The sequence below is a fragment of the Fictibacillus sp. KU28468 genome (assembly GCF_026153615.1).
GTDB classification, from domain to species: domain Bacteria; phylum Bacillota; class Bacilli; order Bacillales; family Fictibacillaceae; genus Fictibacillus_C; species Fictibacillus_C marinisediminis.
This window is the reverse complement of the sequence record NZ_CP110666.1, coordinates 1,857,287-1,877,925: the sequence shown is the minus strand read 5'-3', so window position 1 is coordinate 1,877,925 and position 20,639 is coordinate 1,857,287. Positions and strand designations below refer to the sequence as shown.

Annotated in this window: 23 protein-coding genes, 1 tRNA gene and 1 riboswitch; of the genes, 7 read left to right on the top strand and 17 right to left on the bottom strand. The window is 44.0% G+C overall.

Annotated features, from left to right (window positions below; translation table 11 throughout):
• Positions 1 to 45: 45 nt before the first annotated feature.
• Positions 46 to 996, top strand: coding sequence for a DUF1385 domain-containing protein (locus tag OKX00_RS09695; protein ID WP_053357915.1), 951 nt, complete (start codon positions 46 to 48; stop codon positions 994 to 996).
• A gap of 12 nt (positions 997 to 1,008) precedes the next feature.
• Complete coding sequence (locus OKX00_RS09690; RefSeq protein ID WP_234293245.1) at positions 1,009 to 1,368, top strand: SA1362 family protein; 360 nt, start codon at positions 1,009 to 1,011, stop codon at positions 1,366 to 1,368.
• Here OKX00_RS09690 and OKX00_RS09685 read toward each other — a convergent pair.
• The 4 genes from OKX00_RS09685 to OKX00_RS09670 form a co-directional block, all read right to left on the bottom strand.
• Positions 1,365 to 2,291: a patatin-like phospholipase family protein gene (locus tag OKX00_RS09685; RefSeq protein WP_322114358.1), complete on the bottom strand. Its 927-nt coding sequence runs from the start codon at positions 2,289 to 2,291 to the stop codon at positions 1,365 to 1,367. The genes OKX00_RS09690 and OKX00_RS09685 overlap by 4 nt on opposite strands.
• 77 nt (positions 2,292 to 2,368) lie before the next feature.
• Positions 2,369 to 2,797 carry a transcriptional regulator MntR gene (mntR, locus tag OKX00_RS09680; protein WP_091004697.1) on the bottom strand — a complete coding sequence of 143 codons (429 nt, stop codon included), beginning with the start codon at positions 2,795 to 2,797 and terminating at the stop codon, positions 2,369 to 2,371.
• 274 nt (positions 2,798 to 3,071) lie between these two features.
• A complete protein-coding gene (locus tag OKX00_RS09675) occupies positions 3,072 to 5,630 on the bottom strand; it encodes a vitamin B12-dependent ribonucleotide reductase (protein WP_053357912.1) in 2,559 nt (852 codons plus the stop codon).
• A gap of 336 nt (positions 5,631 to 5,966) precedes the next feature.
• Positions 5,967 to 6,803, bottom strand: a complete 837-nt coding sequence (locus OKX00_RS09670; RefSeq protein WP_062235045.1) for a lipoate--protein ligase family protein — start codon at positions 6,801 to 6,803, stop codon at positions 5,967 to 5,969.
• 153 nt (positions 6,804 to 6,956) lie between these two features.
• On the opposite strand from OKX00_RS09670, the gene OKX00_RS09665 reads away from it, so the two are divergent.
• Complete coding sequence (locus OKX00_RS09665; protein ID WP_053357910.1) at positions 6,957 to 7,334, top strand: rhodanese-like domain-containing protein; 378 nt, start codon at positions 6,957 to 6,959, stop codon at positions 7,332 to 7,334.
• A gap of 45 nt (positions 7,335 to 7,379) precedes the next feature.
• Here OKX00_RS09665 and gcvPB read toward each other — a convergent pair whose 3' ends face one another.
• The 3 genes from gcvPB to gcvT are packed head-to-tail and all read right to left on the bottom strand — an operon-like array spanning position 7,380 to position 11,300.
• The gene (gene gcvPB, locus OKX00_RS09660) at positions 7,380 to 8,837 is read right to left on the bottom strand and encodes an aminomethyl-transferring glycine dehydrogenase subunit GcvPB (RefSeq protein ID WP_062235042.1); all 1,458 of its coding nucleotides are present in this window, start codon (positions 8,835 to 8,837) and stop codon (positions 7,380 to 7,382) included.
• Positions 8,837 to 10,177, bottom strand: coding sequence for an aminomethyl-transferring glycine dehydrogenase subunit GcvPA (gene gcvPA, locus OKX00_RS09655; protein WP_265410233.1), 1,341 nt, complete (start codon positions 10,175 to 10,177; stop codon positions 8,837 to 8,839). Before gcvPA ends, gcvPB begins: the two co-directional genes overlap by 1 nt.
• A gap of 25 nt (positions 10,178 to 10,202) precedes the next feature.
• A complete protein-coding gene (gene gcvT, locus OKX00_RS09650) occupies positions 10,203 to 11,300 on the bottom strand; it encodes a glycine cleavage system aminomethyltransferase GcvT (RefSeq protein ID WP_265410232.1) in 1,098 nt (365 codons plus the stop codon).
• Between the two features lie 214 nt (positions 11,301 to 11,514).
• Positions 11,515 to 11,600, bottom strand: a riboswitch (glycine riboswitch).
• A gap of 167 nt (positions 11,601 to 11,767) precedes the next feature.
• On the opposite strand from gcvT, the gene OKX00_RS09645 reads away from it, so the two are divergent.
• Together OKX00_RS09645 and OKX00_RS09640 are read left to right on the top strand one after the other, a co-directional pair.
• Positions 11,768 to 13,465: a DEAD/DEAH box helicase gene (locus tag OKX00_RS09645; RefSeq protein ID WP_062235036.1), complete on the top strand. Its 1,698-nt coding sequence runs from the start codon at positions 11,768 to 11,770 to the stop codon at positions 13,463 to 13,465.
• Positions 13,434 to 14,231 carry a YqhG family protein gene (locus tag OKX00_RS09640; protein ID WP_062235032.1) on the top strand — a complete coding sequence of 266 codons (798 nt, stop codon included), beginning with the start codon at positions 13,434 to 13,436 and terminating at the stop codon, positions 14,229 to 14,231. Before OKX00_RS09645 ends, OKX00_RS09640 begins: the two co-directional genes overlap by 32 nt.
• Positions 14,232 to 14,267: 36 nt before the next feature.
• Here the strand turns inward: OKX00_RS09640 and moaA are convergent, their stop codons facing one another.
• The 10 genes from moaA to comGA form a co-directional block, all read right to left on the bottom strand.
• Positions 14,268 to 15,284: a GTP 3',8-cyclase MoaA gene (gene moaA, locus OKX00_RS09635; RefSeq protein WP_322114357.1), complete on the bottom strand. Its 1,017-nt coding sequence runs from the start codon at positions 15,282 to 15,284 to the stop codon at positions 14,268 to 14,270.
• Between the two features lie 85 nt (positions 15,285 to 15,369).
• A complete protein-coding gene (locus OKX00_RS09630) occupies positions 15,370 to 15,546 on the bottom strand; it encodes a YqzE family protein (RefSeq protein ID WP_082683439.1) in 177 nt (58 codons plus the stop codon).
• Positions 15,547 to 15,563: 17 nt separating this feature from the next.
• Entirely contained in the window at positions 15,564 to 16,091 is a 528-nt protein-coding gene (locus OKX00_RS09625; protein WP_265410231.1) for a shikimate kinase, read from the bottom strand.
• Positions 16,088 to 16,462, bottom strand: coding sequence for a competence type IV pilus minor pilin ComGG (gene comGG, locus OKX00_RS09620; protein ID WP_265410230.1), 375 nt, complete (start codon positions 16,460 to 16,462; stop codon positions 16,088 to 16,090). Before comGG ends, OKX00_RS09625 begins: the two co-directional genes overlap by 4 nt.
• Positions 16,459 to 16,896, bottom strand: a complete 438-nt coding sequence (comGF, locus tag OKX00_RS09615; RefSeq protein WP_053357901.1) for a competence type IV pilus minor pilin ComGF — start codon at positions 16,894 to 16,896, stop codon at positions 16,459 to 16,461. Before comGF ends, comGG begins: the two co-directional genes overlap by 4 nt.
• Entirely contained in the window at positions 16,893 to 17,210 is a 318-nt protein-coding gene (locus tag OKX00_RS09610; protein ID WP_091004685.1) for a hypothetical protein, read from the bottom strand. The genes comGF and OKX00_RS09610 overlap by 4 nt, the downstream gene beginning before the upstream one ends.
• Entirely contained in the window at positions 17,194 to 17,640 is a 447-nt protein-coding gene (gene comGD, locus OKX00_RS09605) for a competence type IV pilus minor pilin ComGD (protein WP_062235018.1), read from the bottom strand. Before comGD ends, OKX00_RS09610 begins: the two co-directional genes overlap by 17 nt.
• Complete coding sequence (comGC, locus tag OKX00_RS09600) at positions 17,624 to 17,929, bottom strand: competence type IV pilus major pilin ComGC (RefSeq protein WP_053357898.1); 306 nt, start codon at positions 17,927 to 17,929, stop codon at positions 17,624 to 17,626. The genes comGD and comGC overlap by 17 nt, the downstream gene beginning before the upstream one ends.
• A gap of 15 nt (positions 17,930 to 17,944) precedes the next feature.
• Positions 17,945 to 18,982 carry a competence type IV pilus assembly protein ComGB gene (gene comGB, locus OKX00_RS09595; protein ID WP_265410229.1) on the bottom strand — a complete coding sequence of 346 codons (1,038 nt, stop codon included), beginning with the start codon at positions 18,980 to 18,982 and terminating at the stop codon, positions 17,945 to 17,947.
• Positions 18,979 to 20,043, bottom strand: a complete 1,065-nt coding sequence (comGA, locus tag OKX00_RS09590; protein WP_265410228.1) for a competence type IV pilus ATPase ComGA — start codon at positions 20,041 to 20,043, stop codon at positions 18,979 to 18,981. The genes comGB and comGA overlap by 4 nt, the downstream gene beginning before the upstream one ends.
• 123 nt (positions 20,044 to 20,166) lie before the next feature.
• On the opposite strand from comGA, the gene OKX00_RS09585 reads away from it, so the two are divergent.
• Together OKX00_RS09585 and OKX00_RS09580 are read left to right on the top strand one after the other, a co-directional pair.
• Positions 20,167 to 20,241: transfer RNA gene (locus OKX00_RS09585), tRNA-Gln, on the top strand.
• A 135-nt stretch (positions 20,242 to 20,376) separates the two neighbouring features.
• Positions 20,377 to 20,622, top strand: coding sequence for a DUF2626 domain-containing protein (locus OKX00_RS09580; protein WP_062235012.1), 246 nt, complete (start codon positions 20,377 to 20,379; stop codon positions 20,620 to 20,622).
• The last annotated feature ends 17 nt before the right edge of the window (positions 20,623 to 20,639 follow it).

Sequence of the window (20,639 nt, the reverse complement as noted above, 5' to 3'; positions counted from 1 at the left end):
TCCTGTAGAATTAAGCTAATAAACATAAAGGGTAGAGGTGTAGAAATGACAGAAAACAAAAAACCGGCATACGGCGGCCAGGCAGTCGTCGAAGGGGTGATGTTTGCCGGCAAGCACACATATGTTACCGCCATCCGCAGGAATGATGACAGTATTGAGTATTTCGAAGTGATTAAGCGCTACAGCCCATGGCTGAACAAGATTAAAAAGGTTCCTTTTCTTCGGGGGATCGCGGCTATTCTGGAGGCCAGTTCAAACGGAACCAAACATTTGAACTACTCTACTGAAAGATATAACGTCCCGCCAGGTGAGGAATTAAAAAAGGAAGAGTCCTCCCCATCCAAAGCGATGTTCGTTTTCAGTCTGGCCATTATTGGCATCGTCTCTTTTCTGTTTGCAAAATTTGTTTTTACCCTAGTTCCTGTTTTTCTCGCAGAAGCATTCAGGCCTTGGGTGCAAAGCCATATCGGCCAAAACCTGCTGGAGGGATTCTTTAAATTTCTTTTTCTCCTATCGTACATTTACTTTGTGTCTTTAACGCCAACAATAAAAAGAGTCTTTCAATACCACGGAGCGGAACACAAAGTAATTAATGCCTATGAGAACGGTTTTGAACTTACCGTTGATAATGTAAAGAAGCAAACCAGGCTTCATTACCGCTGCGGAAGCAGTTTCATACTGTTTACGGTAGTGGTCGGAGTCTTTATCTATCTGTTCGTTCCGTCTGATCCTTTATGGCAGCGGGTTGTTTACAGACTAGTGCTGATTCCGGTAGTCCTCGGTGTTTCTTTTGAAGTTTTGCAGATTACGAACAAACTAAGGAATGTCCCTGTTCTCAAATATCTCGGATTTCCTGGCTTATGGCTACAGCTTCTCACCACGAAAGAACCTGACCGTGAACAGACCGAAGTGGCCATCCTGTCATTTACCGAAATGCTCCGCCGGGATGCCGAACATGAAAAAAGAAAACTCGAAAACAGTACAAAAATCGTTTAATTCTTCAAGGAGGTGAACCTGTTGCATCGAAAATCATTTCATCCAGTCATTTGGGTTATTATCGTGTTGGCAGTAATTGGACTTGGGTCACAATTATTCTTTTCACCTCAAAAGTTAATCACGAATTTGCTCATGATCGGCTTGGTTGTTGCTCTTGTTTATTTTATCTTTCAGCGGTTTCGTCCCGGTGAAAACGGAAAATACAAAAAAGCGGTAAAGCAGTCCAAACGAAAATATAATCAATCTGCCCCACCGATTAAGAAGAGTTCAGCTGCAAACAAACCCGCTCCATTCAAAAAACGTAAAAAAGAACACAACCTCACAGTAATTGAAGGAAAAAAGAATAAGAAAAAAAATCGAGCTTCTTTTTAGGCTCGATTTTTATATGGGGTCCATATTTTTTTTCCTGCCACCCACCGGTTTAAAAACTCAGTTCCCTGCAGATACCCAAAATCCATTAAAGCATTTTTCGTTTCCTCTGCCAGTTCGAAATCAACGACCGAAATTTCCTTTACAGGGATAAAAATAATATCACTCGCATCATACTTGGAAATATGGCGGTTATCATGGGCTTCCATCATCGTCTGAAACAGAGCCTTAAACAAGTTAAAGGCATTGTTCACTTTATGCTCCGGAATATTTCCGTACGATGAACTTAACTGAAACCCAAGGACCGGCCGTTCTGACGTTCTGTCTTTTCGCTGAAACAGCCAAATCGGAAAATTGCTTAAAACACCCCCATCTACAATAAAGCTTTTTTGGCCCAGGCGGTTATAAAGGGTGATCGGATAAAAAAAGTAAGGAATGCTGCAGCTCATCCGTACCGCTCTGGCTACCGGAAACTTTTCTTTCAGCAAACCGTATTCCTGCAGGTCATCAGGCAGAACGACCAGCCTTCCACGGGTAATATCTGAAGCTATAATTTTCAGCGATCCGTCCTGAATATCCGCAAAAGTCTCAATGCCTTTTGCCTTTAAAAGCTCCTTAACCCATCTTTCAAGGGCATCCCCTTTATAAAGACCTAATTTCCAATACACCTTCAGCCAATTCATAAACGGTATGGGCACCCATGATTTCTTTTCATCAAGAAACTGTTTCAAATCGACATTGTGAATAAGATCTTTCAGTTCAGCAGAAGTATATCCAGCTGCTACGAGGGAAGCCACGAGCGCCCCGGCACTCGTTCCGGCTACACGTTTGAATTGAAGGCCCCTCTCTTCTGCTGCCTGAATGGCACCTATCAATGATATCCCCTTAATGCCACCGCCTGAGAATACTCCATCCACCATCATCATGAATTCCCCCCTTTATTATCCTAATCACGAGGGGAAGTACAATATTCAACAAAAATCAGGAACAATCACAACGCCTGTTATGATTGTTCCTGATTTTTTTGCTGTATCTCTTTTAATGCTTCAACTCTTTGCGGATCTTCCTCAAAATATTGCAAAAGATCCCCGATCCTGTCGATGGCATTCCAGCTTAAATGATGCTCGATTCCTTCTACGTCGTCAAAGATTTTTTCCTGGTCAACACCGATAACTTTTAAAAAGCCTTCCAGTAATTCATGCCGGTAAACGAGGCGTTTGCCGAGTTTTTTTCCGTTTGGCGTTAATACGAATCCGCGATACTTTTCATAGACGAGGTACTTTCCTTTATCCAGCTTTTGTATCATTTTTGTAACTGAGGAGGGATGTACTTCCAGACTTTCAGCAAGATCAGAAACCCTGGCATATCCTTTTTCTTCAATTAACGCATAGATTCGTTCAATATAATCTTCCATGCTGGGTGTTGGGGGCATGCTGTTCCCTCCGATTTATTCTTTCTCTGCTCTGTCTAAAATTTTACTATACAAAAGAAAGGGTGACAAGGCTGTTTGATTTTATATGTAACAGGGTGCACTCTGGGCTCTGCGCTTTCGTGATGAATTTACTGCTTTCGGGCGGCTGAGAAGGTTTTTTCGGGCGCCTTAAGAAAATATTCGGGCGGCAGTGGGATTTTGCCTTTCCAGTACTTCCGTCCGTAAAAAAAGAGGCCGACCCGCAGGTCATGCCTCTTTTATAAAAGAACTGTTCTTACAATCCACATTTTAGCTGAGTGTTGCAGTTCGTGCACGTGTTGCAGCCGCCGATTTCTTTTACTTTTCCTTTGCGGCAGACTGGGCATGTATTGCCAACCTCGTTTCCGACTGTAACATCTGTTGAGCGAAGATCTGTAATCGTATCTACAAGTACTACTTTACTTTTTTCTTCTTCCCCAAGGTTCATTTCTGTTTGTTCAAATGACTCCTCAGCCTTCAGCGTTAAGACTTGGGCATCACGGCTTCCGTCCACATACACGGTCCCGCCTTTTGCTCCGCCTTTGTATAAACGCTCATACACTTTTTTCACCTGATCGACAGAATAGCCTTTCGGCGCGTTCACCGTTTTACTTATGGAGCTGTCTACCCAGTTTTGGATCACACATTGCGTATCCGCATGCGCTTCAGGAGACAATTCCATAGCTGAAACAAAGAATTCAGGGAGGTTGTTTTCGTCCGCTTCCGGATTCCGATCCAAATATTCTTTGACGATATCCGCTTTCACTTCAATAAATTTACCCAGTCTTCCGCTTCTGAAGTACGAGAAGGAGAAGTAAGGTTCAAGCCCTGTCGAGACACCAACCATGGTCCCGGTGCTTCCTGTAGGAGCCACAGTTAATAAATGCGAGTTTCTGATCCCGTATTTCAAGATGCCTTGATGGATATCTTCCGGCAGTTTTTTCATATAGCCGGTTTTAATAAAGTTCTCACGAAGCTGTTTCGTTTCTGCTTCTGTCTTTCCCACCAGGAACGGGAAGCTTCCTTTTTCTTTGGCAAGCTCGATGGATGTACGGTATGCGGTAGTGGCGATGGTTTCAAAGATTTTATCCACCATCTTGTTTCCTTCTTCTGAACCGTACATTGTTTCGCAATAGATGAGTAGATCATGAAGACCCATGACACCAAGGCCGACACGGCGCTCACCGAGTGCCTGGATGCGGTTTGGTTCAAGGAAGTAAGGTGTCGCGTCAATTACATTGTCTTGCATTCTAACGCCAACTTCTACTGTGCGCTCCAATTTCTCAAAATCTATCGTTTTGTACTCTTTGTCCGCCATGGTGCCGAGGTTAACAGCAGCAAGGTTACAGACTGAATATGGTGCAAGAGGCTGTTCTCCACATGGATTTGTCGCTACAACCTTCTGCCCATAGGCAACAGCATTGGTCATGTCGTTAGCATTATCGATAAAGAAGATGCCTGGTTCAGCTGAGTAGGTTGCACAAATGTTAATGAGGTTCCAAAGCTCTCTTGCTTTGATCCTTTTATAAACACGGATGCTGTAGCCCTTTTCTTCCCAGACTCTTACATCACCAGCTTCATGCCATTCTTTGTTGTAAGCTCTCATTTCTTCCGGTGTGTAATTTTCAACGTTCGGGAAGCGAAGAGCGTACTCTTCATCATTTTCTACAGCTTCCATAAATTCTTTCGTGATCGTTACTGAGATATTCGCCCCTGTCAGGAATTCGGAATTGTGAACACTGTATGTTCCCCCATCACGCAGCATACGCTCTGCCTCACGGTGAACATCTGCATCAAATCCACCTGTTCCCGGAATCTCTTTGTAACGTAGAATTCCTTCATACATCGCTTTTTCCGTAGGTGTCAGCGGAGTAAATTTAAGCTTGTCCTGAGCGACCTGCTTAATTTTTTCGTCCTCTGTATTTTCGATCAGGTAACGAAGGATTCTTGGGTTTTGCATTTTTGAAATAATAAAATCGATAATGTCAGGGTGCCAATCCGCGAGCATGATCATCTGAGCGCCGCGGCGACTCCCGCCCTGCTCAACCAGATGGGTAAGCTTCGCAATATCATCCAGCCATGATACCGATCCGGATGATTTCCCGTTTACTCCGCGCGCCAGAGCGTTTCTCGGCCTTAAGGTCGAACCGTTTGTTCCTACCCCACCGCCGCGGCTCATGATCTCCATTACTTGTTTACGATGATCAGAGATTCCTTCTCTTGAATCCTTTACATAAGGCATCACGTAGCAGTTGAAATACGTAACGTCTGTTTCTGCACCGGCACCATATAGAACACGTCCTGCCGGAATAAAATTCATCTCGGAAAGTTCTTTGTAAAACTTCTCGAAAGATTCCTGACGTTTTTCTTCAGTGGTTTCCACACTTGCTAGCCCTGTCGCATTTCTCTTTGCGATCTGCTCATAAAACACTTCAAGCGGCTTGTCCATCACGTCCAAAGAACGGTTGATAATTCCTGATTCCGCTTCCTCCGGCTTATCAAGGGCAGACTTGAACTCATCTTCTACCCTGACACGCGCAGTTTTCGCTTCCCAATCGATACTGACGATGTATCCAAGTCCTCTCGCAGGGAATTTCGGGTCTTCTTTGACCGTTAATACAACGAAATCTCCTTCCTTTAATGTTTTCCTCTCTGTATCTTTAAAACTGTACCTGTCCAGCATTACAAGACGGGAAACACCTTTATGCGCTGTTTTCATGTCACCTGTTATGGGGTGTACTTGGGGAAATTGTTCAATATCCTTATTCAGCATTTCAATGTTAATTCCTGAAGGGTCATGTACCGCTACTCCCATCATTCTCCTCCTTATGAAAAAATCCAATCTTTTTTCTATATGTTGTATGTAGTTAAGTTACCACTATACTATATATAGGTAAACCTGTTGTCAAAATATTTATCTTGTCAAACTAGAAAATCCAAGCTTTTTTAAGAAAAACATAGAATTTGATGTTTTTCCCGCTTCAAATCCCCTCAATTCTACACATTTAAAGATTGAAAAAAATACCAACGAAAGGAACCTTGTAACATCGGGCTTTATTGAACATCCTTGTGGACGGCCCAAAAATTTTTTCTGGCTTGACAAGTGCAAAAAATAAAAACCGAGACAGCCATCGTTGTCCCGATTTCCACTTTATCTTCTAAACGTCCATTCTTTACTTCTATATCTTGATTCAGCGATCTGTTCAACTTCTTTCTGCTGCTCTTCATTCAAAGTGTACGGCTGCAGATCGAGCTGCAATCCTTCTTCAAACCCGGCATGGAAAGCTTTCTTCGCTTCTTCTTGTGTGACCGGTGTTTCCCTGAGCTGGTTCATGGCTACCGCCTTATTCTTAAAAGCCTTCTGCATCCGCTCACGGACACGTTCACTGGAGTACACAAAAAGATCAAACAGTTTGTCTTCATCCAGATCCAGCAGGATGGAACCATGCTGCAGAATTACCCCTTTTTGGCGGGTTTGAGCACTGCCGGCTACTTTTCTCCCCTCTACCACGAGTTCGTACCAGGAAGGAGCATCAAAACAGACAGCCGAGCGAGGATTTTTCAATCCCGCCTTCTCTTCCTCTGTACGCGGGATGGCAAAATAGGCGTCCAAACCAAGGTTGCGGAAACCTTGCAGAATGCCCTCGGATATAACCCGGTAGGCTTCCGTCACTGTTTTAGGCATGTTAGGATGCTCTTCGGTAACAATCACACTATATGTAAGCTCCTGATCATGGAGAACTCCGCGGCCTCCCGTCGGACGGCGCACAAAGCCAAGGCCGTATTTTTCAACCGCCTCAAGGTTAATCTCCTTTTCGGCCTTTTGAAAGTAGCCGATGGACAGCGTTGCTGGATTCCAGCCATAGAACCGGATGACCGGTGGAATTTTGCCTTCGCTGTGCCACGTCAGTAATGCTTCATCCAATGCCATGTTATAGGCAGGATCACAGTTTCCTGAATCAATGAATAACCACTTTTCTCTCTCCATATAACTATCTCCTTTTTAGTACCCTACTAGTTTATCAAAACTATGACTCCTGTCAAAACATCAAGTACTGCCAATTTTTTTATATTATTCTTTTGATTCTGGCGGGCTGTGAGGATATAATTGAAGGAGATAGAAAAAAGGAGTGCAAATGAAATGGAATGGATTATCGTTCTTGCTATTTTGGCAGCGGTTCTCGTCTACCTCGTAGTGACCGCGCTGTATCAAAAGAAATATTTAACAACGCTAAGCGAAGAGGAATTCAGAGCTGGATACCGTAAAGCACAGCTGGTTGATGTCCGTGAACCGGAGGAATTTAAAAAAGGGCATATACTTGGTGCGCGAAACATTCCTCTGACACAAATGAAACAGCGTAAAATTGAAATTCGCCAGGACAAGCCTGTCTATCTATACTGCGAGAGCGGTATGCGCAGTGCCAGAGCCGCACAATTCCTGCGTAAAAATAAATATACTGACCTTTCTCATTTGAGAGGCGGATTTAAAAAATGGACTGGCAAAGTTAAATCATCATGATAAAAGGTTCGGGAGTAATCTCCCGAACCTTTTTTTATTAGTATTCTACTTTACATAACGTAATACTGGTTTACGGGCAGCCATCGCCTCATCCAGTCTTTTGACAACTGTTGAGTGCGGCGCCTCCTGAACGACTTCTGGAGACTTTTCGGCTTCCTTAGCAATTTGGATCATCGCATCGATGAATTCATCCAGCGTCTCTTTTGACTCGGTTTCTGTCGGTTCGATCATAATCGCCTCTTCTACGCTAAGAGGGAAATAGATGGTCGGCGGATGATAACCGAAATCAAGCAGGCGCTTTGCCATGTCCAGTGTACGTACTCCGAGCTTCTTCTGTCTTCTGCCGGACAGTACAAACTCATGTTTGCAATGCTGTGTGAACGGAAGATCAAAATGCGGCTCAAGCCTTCTCATCAAATAGTTGGCGTTTAGCACCGCATACTCTGATACATTCTTAAGTCCCTTTGGACCCATCGTACGGATATAGGTGTAGGCGCGAACATTTATGCCGAAGTTTCCGTAGTATGGTTTTACTCGGCCGATGGATTGTGGACGATCGTATTCAAATGTGAATCCTTCTTCTTTTTTCACAAGAACAGGTTTTGGCAGGAACGGGATCAAGTCTTTCTTCACTCCAACCGGACCAGATCCAGGTCCGCCGCCGCCGTGAGGGCCTGTGAACGTTTTATGAAGGTTTAAATGCACGACATCAAAACCCATGTCTCCCGGGCGTGTGTAGCCCATAATGGCATTCATATTGGCACCATCGTAGTAAAGTTTTCCTCCGGCTTCATGGACGATAGCCGCCATTTCAAGGATGTGCTCCTCAAAAAGACCGAGTGTATTCGGGTTCGTCAGCATAAGAGCGGCCGTATCTTCCCCTACAACACGGCGAAGGTCGTCAAGGTCAACAAGTCCGCGCTCATCGGATTTAACGGTAATAGAATCAAAACCCGCAACGGTTGCTGATGCAGGATTCGTTCCGTGAGCCGAGTCAGGAACGATGACTTTTGTACGGTGGCTGTCACCATTTGCTTCATGGTAAGCACGGATCATCATTAATCCTGTCCACTCTCCATGGGCACCGGCTGCCGGCTGAAGGGTTACTTCGTCCATCCCCGTAATTTCAGCAAGAGAGGTCTGAAGGTTATAAAGCATCTCCATCGCACCCTGAACAGTTTCTTCGTCCTGAAGAGGGTGGATCTGTGCAAATCCAGGGTATCGTGCCACATCTTCATTAATTTTAGGATTGTACTTCATCGTGCAGGAACCAAGCGGATAGAATCCGGAGTCTACACCGTGGTTGCGTTTAGAAAGAGCCGTATAATGGCGCATAATCTGAAGCTCGGAAACTTCAGGAAGCTCAGCTGGCTCTTCACGGACATAATCAGAAGGAATAAGACTATCCAGGCTTACTTCCGGAACATCAAGATCGGGAAGACTGTAACCGACTCTGCCCTCTTTGGACAATTCAAAAATAAGTGCTGTATCATGATTGTTCATTATAGCCCCTCCAATACCGTTGCCAGTTTATCAATCTCAAGCTTAGTACGCAGTTCAGTAACTGCAATGAGCATGTGATTTTCAAGATCAGGATAATCCCGGCCCAAATCATATCCGCCGATCATTCCGTTTTCAATCAATTCTTTATTGATGGCTTTTACAGGTTTGTTCAGTTTTACGACAAATTCGTTAAAGAAAGGTGCACTAAATGGAACGGAAAGACCTTTTTCTTCAAGAACATTCTTTGCGTAATGCGCTTTCTGGATATTCTGTCCTGCAATATCTCTGATGCCCTGCTTTCCAAGAGCGGTCATGGCAACAGAAGCAGCCAGGGCATTCAATGCCTGATTCGAACAGATGTTAGAGGTCGCTTTGTCGCGGCGGATATGCTGCTCACGCGCCTGCAGTGTCAATACAAAACCTCTTTTGCCGTTCTCATCGACCGTCTGTCCGACGAGACGTCCCGGAACCTTTCTCATCAGCTTTTGTGTTACGGCAAAATAGCCGCAATGAGGTCCGCCAAACCCTTGAGGAATTCCGAAAACCTGTGCATCTCCCACGACAATGTCTGCACCAAACTTGCCAGGAGGAGTAAGTACTCCCAATGACAGCGGATTACTCGAAACAACGAACATGGCTTTTTCGCTGTGAACAATTTCCTCAATCTCTTTCAATGCTTCCACTTGGCCAAAGAAGTTAGGATATTGTACGAGCACACAGGCGGTCTCTCCATCCACCGCTTCTTTAAGCTGATCCAGATCCGTCAGTCCATCCTTTGTTCCCACCTCAACAACTTCGAGAAACTGTCCGTTAGCGTAGGTTTGAAGAACAGCTCGGGATTCCGGGTGAACACTTTTGGATACGATAATCTTTTTGCGTTTTGTTTGTCCTGCAGATAACAATGCCGCTTCTGCAAGGGCTGTTCCCCCATCGTACATGGATGAATTCGCTACATCCATGCCTGTAAGCTCACAGATCATCGTCTGGAATTCGAAGATTGCCTGAAGTTCTCCCTGAGAGATTTCGGGCTGGTACGGTGTATACGCTGTATAGAATTCAGAGCGGAGTGTTACATGGTTTACGATTGATGGTGTGTAATGGTCATAGACACCCGCACCTAAAAAGCTTGGATAGTCTTTCGTATTTTTGTTTTTTTGCGCAAGTCCTGACATGTATTTTACAAGCTCTGGCTCAGAAAGGGCCTTTTCAATCTGAAGTTCTCCTTTAAAGCGGACCTTTTCTGGAATATCTTTGAACAATTCTTCTGTCGATGCTATACCGACAGCTTTCATCATTTCCTTTTTATCTTGCTCTGTCATCGGCAAATAACGAAACGTCATGTGAATATCCTCCCCAGTGGCTAATTTAGCTGCGTTTATAGAACGGCGACTTAACGATAACCGCCTTTAATCGTTTTTGTCTTACTTGTACTTCCACTTCTGTTCCTAATTCAGTAAACTCGCTTTTTATCAGAGCCAGACCCAGATTCTTTTTCAGAGTCGGTGATTGAGTGCCTGTGGTGACTTCTCCGATGCGTTCTCCATCCTTGAAAACTTCATAATGAGACCGTGGAATACCCTTGTCGATCATCTCAATACCCACCAACTTACGAGGTGCGCCTTCTTCTTTCTGTTGTTTGAGGACTTCCTTGCCGATAAAATCTGCTTTTTTATCCGTTTTTACTGCGAAACCGATTCCCGCTTCGATCGGAGTGATGTCTTTTGTCAGCTCCTGGCCGTAAAGCGCAAGTTTCGCTTCAAATCGCAGCGTATCCCTTGCACCTAAACCACATGGAAGAATTCCCTCTTCTGCACCTGCTTTGAGGATAAGATCCCAAAGCTTGACTGCAGCCTCAGGACGGCAGTAGATTTCAAATCCGTCTTCACCTGTATAGCCCGTGCGTGATACAAGCGCTCTGTTGCTTTGCAGGTCTACATCATTTTTAAATTTAAAAAAGCCAATGGAGGACAGCTCTGTATCAGTCAGCTTCTGAAGAATCTTCTCTGCAGCGGGCCCCTGCAAAGCGAGCTGAGCTGTAGAATCAGAGATATTGGTCAGCTCAACGCCTTCTGTTACATGTGACTCAAGCCAGTTAAAATCCTTTTCGATGTTGGATGCATTCACCACGAGAAGATAATGCTGATCACTGTGCTTATAGACAAGCAGGTCGTCAACAGTGCCCCCGTTTTCAAAGCACATTATGGTATATTGTGCGCTTCCGTCTTTCAGCTTGGAGATGTCATTGGTGAGCATGTACTGCAAGAAGTTCGTTGCTCCTTCACCTTTCACTTCAAATTCACCCATGTGAGATACATCAAAGAGCCCGGCTTTTGTACGGACTGCCTCATGCTCTTCCCCTATACGGGAAAACTGGACAGGAAGCTCCCATCCGCCAAAGTCGATGACTTTGCCGCCATGGCCCTTGTAAACTTCAAAAAGTGGTGTACGCTTTAATTCCCCCATTACTCTTCCTCCTTTTAATCCATCATTGGTAATATTCAAAAAATTCCAAGTAAAAATCACACAAGTTGATCCGTTGAACAGGATATCACGAAAAAAGGACAGAGAAATACCTTTGCCAGGTATCCCTCTGTCCTTTAACCAGTAAGTTTCTCAGGGGCTTGCCCCTTCGTTTCTTCGTTGGTGGCCGCGTGACCGCGGACGCTCTCCAGAGACGCGTCAAACAAGAGTCTTTTTGCCTGAGAGTTTCGCTCCCGCTTGCTCCTTCGGCGCTACCGAAATAGTCTCTCCTCTTGCTTTCATTCGCAAGTATGTAATTATATTCCATCGTCCATACTAAATATATGTTTTTACCTTGGAAACACATTATTATCCTATCATTATTTCAGTTTAAAAAGCAACGCCATTTTGGGAATCTGTATACCATTACCTATAGGTGCGCTATCCGTACAGAGAAAGGAAAGCAGTAGATGAATCTCAACATTAACTTTAACCGGGACTGGCATGAAGACTTTGTGAAAAGAATGGAAGATGACGGACCCTGGACAAAATGGGAGTTATATAATCTTGCGCTTGAAGCGGAGAAGAACCTGTCAATCCCTGATTTTCTCGGCCTTCAGGCACCGGATCATCTTCCGCAGCTGACATTTCTCCCCCATCAGCTTGAGGTCGCAAAAACGGTCATTGAAAAAATGAACGGAAAAGCCATTCTTGCAGATGAAGTTGGTCTGGGAAAGACCATTGAAGCAGGCTTGATTATTAAAGAATATATGATCCGGGGACTCGCTAAAAAGGTGCTCATTCTCGTACCGGCATCTCTTGTTCTTCAATGGACAGGAGAACTGAATCAAAAATTCTTCATCCCTGCAATTGCGCAGAAAAAATCCTATGTGTGGGAGCAGTGTGATGTTGTCGTCTCATCGATTGATACGGCAAAAAGGCAGCCCCACCGGGATATTGTACTCAATCAGGATTACGACATCATTGTCATTGATGAAGCACATAAACTTAAAAACAAAAATACGAAAAACTATGAATTCGTACAGCATCTGAAGAAAAAATTCTGTCTGCTGCTTACCGCCACACCTGTACAGAATCGGGTGGAAGAGATTTTTAACTTAGTGACTTTATTGAAACCCGGACATCTTGGCAATCAGGAGAATTTTGATAAAGACTTCCGCAACGATAAACATTCACTGAAAAATGAAGAGAAGCTAAAACAGCTCGTCAATAAAGTTATGGTCCGGAACCGCAGAGAAGAGACCGGCTTAAAATGGCCGAAACGGCTGGTCAAAACGATTCCAATCACACTCTCTGAGAGTGAGAGAGACTTGTACAATAGCATCTCGGATCTTAAAGAGCAGCCAAACTTTAATAGAAGCAAGTTCTCGATCCTGACATTGCAGCGAGAGGTATGCAGTTCAAGAGAAGCCTGCTTTCTCACTTTAAAGAACATGCTACAAAAAGATGCCGGAAACTTCGCTACTGAACAGACCATTCTCCCATTGATGAAAAAGATTGAGAACGTTTCACAGAATTCAAAAGCACTGCAAACACTGGAACTGATTCAGTCCATTAAAAATAAAGTTATAATTTTTACGGAATATAGAGCGACACAGCTATATTTGCAATGGTTTCTTCAGCAGCATGGCATCTCCTCCGTCCCTTTTCGGGGAGGCTTTAAGCGAAGCAAAAAAGACTACATGACCCACTTGTTTAAAAACCATGCACAGGTTCTTATTGCCACTGAAGCAGGTGGCGAAGGTATCAACCTCCAATTTTGCCAGCACATCATTAACTATGATCTTCCCTGGAATCCTATGCGCATTGAACAGCGGATCGGGCGTATACACCGCATTGGACAAAAAGGAGACGTTCATATTTATAATTTCGCGACACAGGACACCATTGAAGAACGAATCTTAAACCTTTTGTATAATAAGATCAATTTGTTTGAAAGTGTAATAGGTGAGCTTGATGAGATCCTTGCAAAATTCGAACTGAAAAACATCGAAACTTATATCTCGGATATCATGCTGAACTCGGAAAGCGAAGGAGAAATAAAAGTAAAAATGGACAATCTTGCCGCTCTTATTAATCTGGACGGAGGCATTAAAAAGAAAGGATGGGAAGAGCATGCAGCAGCACGAGATTCATCATTTTCTTGAACGTTATTTTGAATCGAACGACTGTATCGTAGAGGAAAAAAATCATAGTTACATGAAGATCCAGCTCACCGTTGAGCTGGATAAACTGCTGATGAACCGGCCCTTTTACTGGCACTATCTAGAGAAAACAGGCGGAACACCGAACCCGATGGCTCTTACTCTCATCACAGGCCAGCAGCATCCCCCCGACGCAAATGGGGAGTTTATTCACTTCGGTTCACCGAGGCTGCATCAGATTTTTGCCTCCACCAAGAAACTCGGTTCGTTCATCCGCATGTACGAAGCGATCCGCCAGGACTCCGGGCAGAACATCCCCTTAAATCCATGGCTCTGTGTGAATTTAAAAACCTCCTATCAATGTGACCGTAAAAAAGATATGATCTCTTCTTACGGCATTCATTTGATTACCGGGAAAATAGAAAGCAACTTTCATGAACAGCTTCGTTCACTTCCTCTTACCCGGAAAATCCCGGATTTCTGCTATACACTGTCTCCCTTCATCCGTCCGGTGAGCGGATTAAAACGAATCGAAGCAATCGTTGAGCAGCAAATACATGAAGATGATCACAGCTGGGCGGAGGATGCCGAAAACAGGTGGCGGGAGGATGAAGAACTATTGGATCGGTTTTATGAGGATGAAATCGAAAAGCCGGAATATTATCAGGTAGAAAAAGAGGCACTCCGTACGCAATACGAACCGAAAATTACCGTGGACATCATAAATGGCGGGCTCTTTTATTTGTCTGATACCTTTCTGTCATCATGAACACCAAAAGAATAGTGCAAAAAAAAGGGGCTATCTTTAGCCCCCGATATATGACATTTCAATTTTTTCCTTCTTGCCTGCTCCATCTCTTCTCTCATCAGAATAGCGGTCGCTCCGGTTTTCCCAAAGATTTGTGATCATGTTATCAAGGTCATCTTTTGTTGCGCCTTCACGAAGTGGTGTCTTAAAATCCATTCCCTTCGAAGCAAAGAGACAAGTGAACACCTTTCCATCTGCAGAAAGCCTTGCCCGTGTACAGGATGAACAGAAAGAATCACTTATTGAAGAGATGATGCCAATCTCATTTTCCCCATCAGCATATTGATAGCGGGAAGCTACCTCCCCGTAATAATTTTCAACTGCCGGGAGAAGAGGAAGTTCAGTTTGAATGGCTTTAAGAATTTCTTCCTTTGTAACTACTTCCTTCATGTTCCAGCCGTTCGTTGTGCCGACATCCATAAATTCAATGAACCGCAGGATGTAGGGGGTTTGTTTAAAATAGGCTGCCATCGGCAAAATTTCCTGATCGTTAACACCTTTGCGGACCATCATGTTGACTTTGACTTTAAGTCCGGCTTCGTGGGCTGCCTTCATCCCTTCTAAAACAGGATCGATACCCAGCCCTCTTCCATTAATTCTGCCAAATAGTTCGGAATCCAGAGAATCAAGGCTTACAGTAACCCGGTCCATTCCTGCCTTCTTTAAGTCATGAGCGACACGGGGCAGAAGCACGCCATTGGTCGTCAGAGCAATGTCCTTCAGACCGTGCAGCTTATTCAACCGGCCGATCAGTTCAGGGAGGTTCTTCCTCATAAGAGGCTCACCACCCGTTATTCTCAGCTTCGTTACCCCCAAGGAGATGAAGCGCTCGGCAATCGTTACGATCTCATCGAAGCTCAGCAGCTCTGTTTTTTCTAAGAATGGATAGTCCCCGTCAAAGATTTCTTTCGGCATACAATAGGTGCAGCGAAAATTGCATTGATCAGTGACTGAGATCCGCAAATCTTTAAGCGGTCTTTTCAGCCGATCATAAATCCCGTTTTCTATAGCCATCTATACCACACTTCTTCGTTTAAATGATAGTTCAACATTATCATACTTCCAGTAGATTGAAAAATGATAAGAACAAAAGGGAACTTCACTTCCGGCGCTTCTTGAACATCAATCCCAGAGAAAAAGGGACCATGCCAAAAAGCGAAACGAGCACAGGCTGTTTTCGTTCCGCTTTTTGCTGTTTTAACATTTGTTTTTCCTCTGGAGACCTGCTCATTCTCTTAACGATTGCTTCAATGACAAACTTAAAATAGGTATTCATAAGATGACATCACCTTTTTATTGTTTGTCACCAGTTTGCCCGAAATCGGAACGACCTAACCTCGCTGTAATTTCTTCGACCGTTTCTTCTGGCTTATATCCCCCGGTCTCGAGTACCCAATGGCAATCACGGTAAAGAGGAAGCCTCCTATCGTACAGCTTCTCCATCTCTATCTTTTTTTCATGATTGAACAATGGCCGGCTTCTGTCTTCTTTCAGTCTCTCAAAAATGGTATCGAGCGGGCAGCTTAGAAAAATAACAAACCCGTTTTCCAGCATGTATTTCCGGTTTTCCGCTGAAACGGCCATTCCTCCGCCCGTCGTAATGATCGCATCCTGCTGAGGAAGTTCAGGAAGGATAGAAGCTTCATAGCCCCTGAACACTACTTCTCCATGAACCGCAAAGATTTCTGCCACTTTTTGATTGTATTTTTCTTCAATGTAGTGATCAGTATCAACGACCGGCAAGTCTAATCTCTTGCCGAGCAGCGAACCGATCGTGGTTTTGCCGGATCCCATGAATCCTGTTAAAAAAATCGGTTTCAACTTGCACCCTCCACCCACTTCGTAATGCTTTTAGTCTCGCTATTATAATATATAACCACGCTTTTTGTCTGATGGTTTCGCAAACTTGCCGATATTTTTATTTCCATTGCAGGAGGCTGCCCTGTGGACACCACGCAATTCACCACTCCATGGTCGAACGCAAACCGGCCGGCTGGATTCTTATTTTTCTTTATGCTGTTAATCGCATCCCGGCTGGACTTCTCGATCATTGCATCCAGCTGCATCCGTTCCCTCTGTGCGTCAATGAACTGTTTCTCACCGATAAAAATGAGAAGCTGATGTGCTGCCAGCATCGAGAAGATAAGACAAAAAACGAGTACCGTGGGGAAAATATATCCTCGGCTATTCAAGAATTCACCAGAACAATTTCTGCCTGTCTGGCAAACACGCGTTTATAGACATGGGAGGCTGTGTCAGTGATGGATACTGTTACCAGCTGGCCAGTTACAGAAGGGCGAAAACGCTTTACAGAAAACAGCCAGATTTCATATCCTTGTCCATTGATCTGCTTTCGTATCCGGTTTTGATAGAAGGAATAGGTGACGGACTGTCCAGAAGAAGTGGTTAAGGTCAGTTTCTCTTCGCTTGCTTCCGCATTAACCGCTTCCCTTATGGCCTGACCGATCGCTGAATAAAAAGATTCCAATTCTTCCATTGAGACACCGCTTTGCACCGGAGGCGAAAGTACTTTTATGAGCAGCGGTGCAAAGCCCGCCAGCACGATAAAGATGGACAGCGCCACCATTGCTTCAACGAGCGTAAACCCTTTTTGGCTAACCTTCATTGTTTAACAACATCACATTCACGATAGGCTCTTCCATTCTTCCCCGTAAATTCAATGCAGATCCTCCCTTCTTTCTTCTTCCATTGAAAATCTGCCGTACGTCCACGGATTATGGACGTCCCCCCTTCATCATCATTTCCGAATTCAATCAGCTTGTTAGATAAAAGCTCTAAAGCCTCCCTGTCTTGCTTAAGAGTGAAGCGTTCTGTATAAAGGGTGTGCAAGACCGGGCTAACTCCGCTAATTACGATTGACAAGACACTTAAGGCGAGAAGTGCTTCAAGCAAATAGTAACCTTTAGAATCTTTCAGCATAGAACCTGCCTTTTCCCAACAGAAATACCACCTTGTATCTGCCAGCATCTGTTTTGATAATCATCGTTCCTGAAGTACTGATGTTTCCTATTTTATTGTACGTAATCTTCAAGGACATCGTTGCAGATTCAAATTGAATCTGCTTTGGGAATTTAACATTCTTATACACTTCGTTCATGCCGGTGGTAATAATATACCGATTCTCACCCGGGAAAATATGCAAATGAACTAGCTTTTGCTCGTTTATCGCTGTTCGCTGTGTAAAATACAAGTCGCGCTTGAATTGCTCCAGAAAAAAATGCACTTCCCTTCCTTTGTAGTATTTCTGAAGTGAGGCGCAGGCAACACTCAACAGGATACTCCCGATCGAAAGAACGATGATCAGCTCCAGCAAGGTATAGCCGTTGATCCGTTTAATCTGCCGTTTCAACGACCGTTCCGCCTTTTAATTCCAGCGCGTTTCCGTTCGGACATTTGACCGTATCCACATACCCTTCCGTCACCAACGTATCTAAATCCGTCAATTTTTCTTCTTTATCGGCTTCATAAGCACCTACCTGGCCCTGAACCAGATCCAGTGTTGCCTTGCATCCGAGATTTTTAGCGACGCCAAGGTTTTTTGCCATGCTCGGCAGCGCTATTAAAAGCAATACAGAAATGATGAGGAGAACTATCATCATTTCGATCAGCGTGAAACCCTTTTCGTTCATATCTTTCATCCTAACTCTCCTTAATTATTGAATGGAATCCATCATTTTAAACATAGGCAAAAGCATCGAAACAAACATGACAAGTATCATGACCCCTATGAATAGAAACAGTACCGGCTGAACCACAACGATGTACTTTGCCATTTTTTCTTCTGCATAAGCGAGCAGTATTTCACTGTAAGCAATCAATTCTTTATCGAGCATTCCGCAGGATTGTCCATGAGCAATAATCATAGACAGCTCAGGAACAAAGTAGCGCTTTTGAGCAACGATATCTTCAAATCTTAGCCCGTTCACGAGCTCTTGTTTCATCAAGGCAGCCTCTGTTCGAAAAAATCGCATGTATTGATTTTGTTCGAGGATCTTTAACGCCTCATTGATCGCCAATCCTCCTTTTAGCAGGCTGCCCAGCTGAATAGAAAATTGATGGGTGATCAGGACAGGAAGTGTTCTTTTTACAATGGGGATTCTTAAGAGCAGCGAGATGCGTTTGGAAGGAGAAATTTTTTTCATTACAGCGATATACGCTGCAGCAGCCGTGACAGTAAACGCAGCAAACAGAAAAAAGAGGAAAGGAACTTTCTTTATTATGGAAATCATTACGATTGTAAAATAAGGGAAATTGATGTCTAAAGAGGAGTACAAAGATAAAAAGTGGGGGATCAGCAAGTGAAACATGATGAAACATATCGACAAAACGACAGCAAATAAGAATATTGGGTACCTTGTCGCTTTAATGAATCGTTCTTTGATTTCTTCCTTCTTCTGCAGCATTTTGGCACCTTCCATGACACTGAAGCGCAAATCACCATGTTTTTCGGACAACTCAAGAAAACCGAGCACATCGCTTGAAAATCTCTCTCGTGCCAATGCTTCATGAAGGGAGTATCCTCTTTTCAGGCAATCATACACCCGGTGAAGACCGTCTTGCATCCAGCGGTTCTGATGCAGCTTAAGTATTGGAATTGCTTTTGGGAGTGTGTAGCCCTGTTCCAGCAGCCTGCCAAGGCGCATCAAAAAAGCTCCCTGCTGTTTGTTCGACCAGTTCCTTCCCTTTTTCACAGCCTGTCCACCCCCCATCTCTCAAGGCTATGGGCAGGCAGAAATCCTAGAGCAATGCCTTGTTTTATAAAATGATTCAATGTTCTCTCACCATCCGGCCGATTCGAGTTGCCCCGAATCCACTCTATACCTTTTTCCAGCCCGGATCCTGACAGCAGTTCAAATAAACCCATTCTTTTATTTTTTCTTCTCATAAAACAATTAGTGTCGCACACTTCACCGCAATAGGGGCAGCGCAGCGAAATCAACCGCTGAGCAACAATGCCGAGCAGTGTTTGTTCAAGTTCTTGAATGGTCAAACCAAATTCGATCAACCGGAATAAACAGCCTAATGTGTCTTCTGCATGGACTGTCGAAAGCACTAAATGCCCCGTCATTCCGGCCCGGACCACGAGCCTGGCTGTAGCTTCATCCCTGATCTCACCGATCATGATAACATCGGGATCATGGCGAAGGAGTGATTTAAAGCCTTCCCCATACGTAATTCCTGCTTTTTCATTCACTTCCATCTGCAAAAACAGATCAACTTTCTTTTCCACGGGATCTTCGAGTGTTAAGATATGGCGGGTATACAAGGATTGGATATGCTGAAGAAGAGAATACATGATGGTCGTTTTTCCTGAACCGGTCGGTCCTGAGAAGAGAATAAGGCCGCTAGCACGCCGCAATAGGGGGGAAAGTCCTTCGAGTGAGTGCGGAAACAGGGCTAAGGATTGAAATTCTGAAGGATGGGTCTGGGGAAGCAAGCGGATGACAAGGCTTTCATGAAAGGCAGTAGGCAGTGTGGAAAGCCTGAGATGAAGGAGATGGTCTTTGATGGTAACATCCATCGAACCGTCCTGAGGCCTGCGGCGTTCACCGATGTCCATACCAGCCTTAAATTTGAAATGGGAAACAAGTCTTTCAAAAAATACATAGGCTAATTCTTCTACCTGATGAAGCTGGCCATCGATCCTGAACTGGATCAGGCCTTTTTCCCTCTTGGGGACAAAATGAATATCTGAGGCATTGGTTCTTGCTGCGAGTTGAAGCAGTTCATCACTTTTCTTTTCAATGGGCAACGCGTTATCACCTTCTTTCTTATCTTAAAGGTAACTTTACGACATAATCTGCTAAATCCCTTCAAATAATTTACACTTTATTGCATAAAATTTTCGACACAACCCATACTAAAATTATTCCGATGGGCTATAGCCAAGTGGTAAGGCAACGGACTTTGACTCCGTCATTCGTTGGTTCGAATCCAGCTAGCCCAGCCATCTTTTACGAAGAACACCTGCCATGTGTTCTTTTTTTGTTTTTCCAAATCCAGTTAGAATGGCATTTACAATCCAGTAAAAATTCATATATAATACAGAGGGAATGAGTTCTTCGGTGAAAAGGGAGGGATACATATGGCAAGAATGTACAAGGTCTTGGGCTTTTGGACTGGGATTATCGCAGTAATGGCCTATCTTGGGGACTTAACCAACATGTCACTGTTGTTTTTGGGCCAAACTATTTTATTTGTTTCACTAAGCTACTTAAATTTATCTGAGCGTATGTATATTTACATTTTTGGAGCTTATCTAACAGTCTTTTTTGTAGGTTTTACATACTGGACAACGTTCATGATGACTCCCGGAGCGGGTGGCCATTAATCATTAAAAAGAAAACG

Bases quoted from the DNA above. Each gene is read 5' to 3' on its own strand.
- OKX00_RS09695 (WP_053357915.1), top strand. From the start codon at position 46: ATGACAGAAAACAAAAAACCGGCATACGGCGGCCAGGCAGTCGTCGAA.
- OKX00_RS09685 (WP_322114358.1), bottom strand. From the start codon at position 2,291: ATGATGATGGTGGATGGAGTATTCTCAGGCGGTGGCATTAAGGGGATA.
- mntR (WP_091004697.1), bottom strand. From the start codon at position 2,797: ATGCCCCCAACACCCAGCATGGAAGATTATATTGAACGAATCTATGCG.
- OKX00_RS09675 (WP_053357912.1), bottom strand. From the start codon at position 5,630: ATGGGAGTAGCGGTACATGACCCTTCAGGAATTAACATTGAAATGCTG.
- OKX00_RS09670 (WP_062235045.1), bottom strand. From the start codon at position 6,803: ATGGAGAGAGAAAAGTGGTTATTCATTGATTCAGGAAACTGTGATCCT.
- OKX00_RS09665 (WP_053357910.1), top strand. From the start codon at position 6,957: ATGGAATGGATTATCGTTCTTGCTATTTTGGCAGCGGTTCTCGTCTAC.
- gcvPB (WP_062235042.1), bottom strand. From the start codon at position 8,837: ATGAACAATCATGATACAGCACTTATTTTTGAATTGTCCAAAGAGGGC.
- gcvPA (WP_265410233.1), bottom strand. From the start codon at position 10,177: ATGACGTTTCGTTATTTGCCGATGACAGAGCAAGATAAAAAGGAAATG.
- gcvT (WP_265410232.1), bottom strand. From the start codon at position 11,300: ATGGGGGAATTAAAGCGTACACCACTTTTTGAAGTTTACAAGGGCCAT.
- OKX00_RS09645 (WP_062235036.1), top strand. From the start codon at position 11,768: ATGAATCTCAACATTAACTTTAACCGGGACTGGCATGAAGACTTTGTG.
- OKX00_RS09640 (WP_062235032.1), top strand. From the start codon at position 13,434: ATGCAGCAGCACGAGATTCATCATTTTCTTGAACGTTATTTTGAATCG.
- moaA (WP_322114357.1), bottom strand. From the start codon at position 15,284: ATGGCTATAGAAAACGGGATTTATGATCGGCTGAAAAGACCGCTTAAA.
- OKX00_RS09630 (WP_082683439.1), bottom strand. From the start codon at position 15,546: ATGAATACCTATTTTAAGTTTGTCATTGAAGCAATCGTTAAGAGAATG.
- comGF (WP_053357901.1), bottom strand. From the start codon at position 16,896: ATGAAGGTTAGCCAAAAAGGGTTTACGCTCGTTGAAGCAATGGTGGCG.
- OKX00_RS09610 (WP_091004685.1), bottom strand. From the start codon at position 17,210: ATGCTGAAAGATTCTAAAGGTTACTATTTGCTTGAAGCACTTCTCGCC.
- comGC (WP_053357898.1), bottom strand. From the start codon at position 17,929: ATGAAAGATATGAACGAAAAGGGTTTCACGCTGATCGAAATGATGATA.
- OKX00_RS09580 (WP_062235012.1), top strand. From the start codon at position 20,377: ATGGCAAGAATGTACAAGGTCTTGGGCTTTTGGACTGGGATTATCGCA.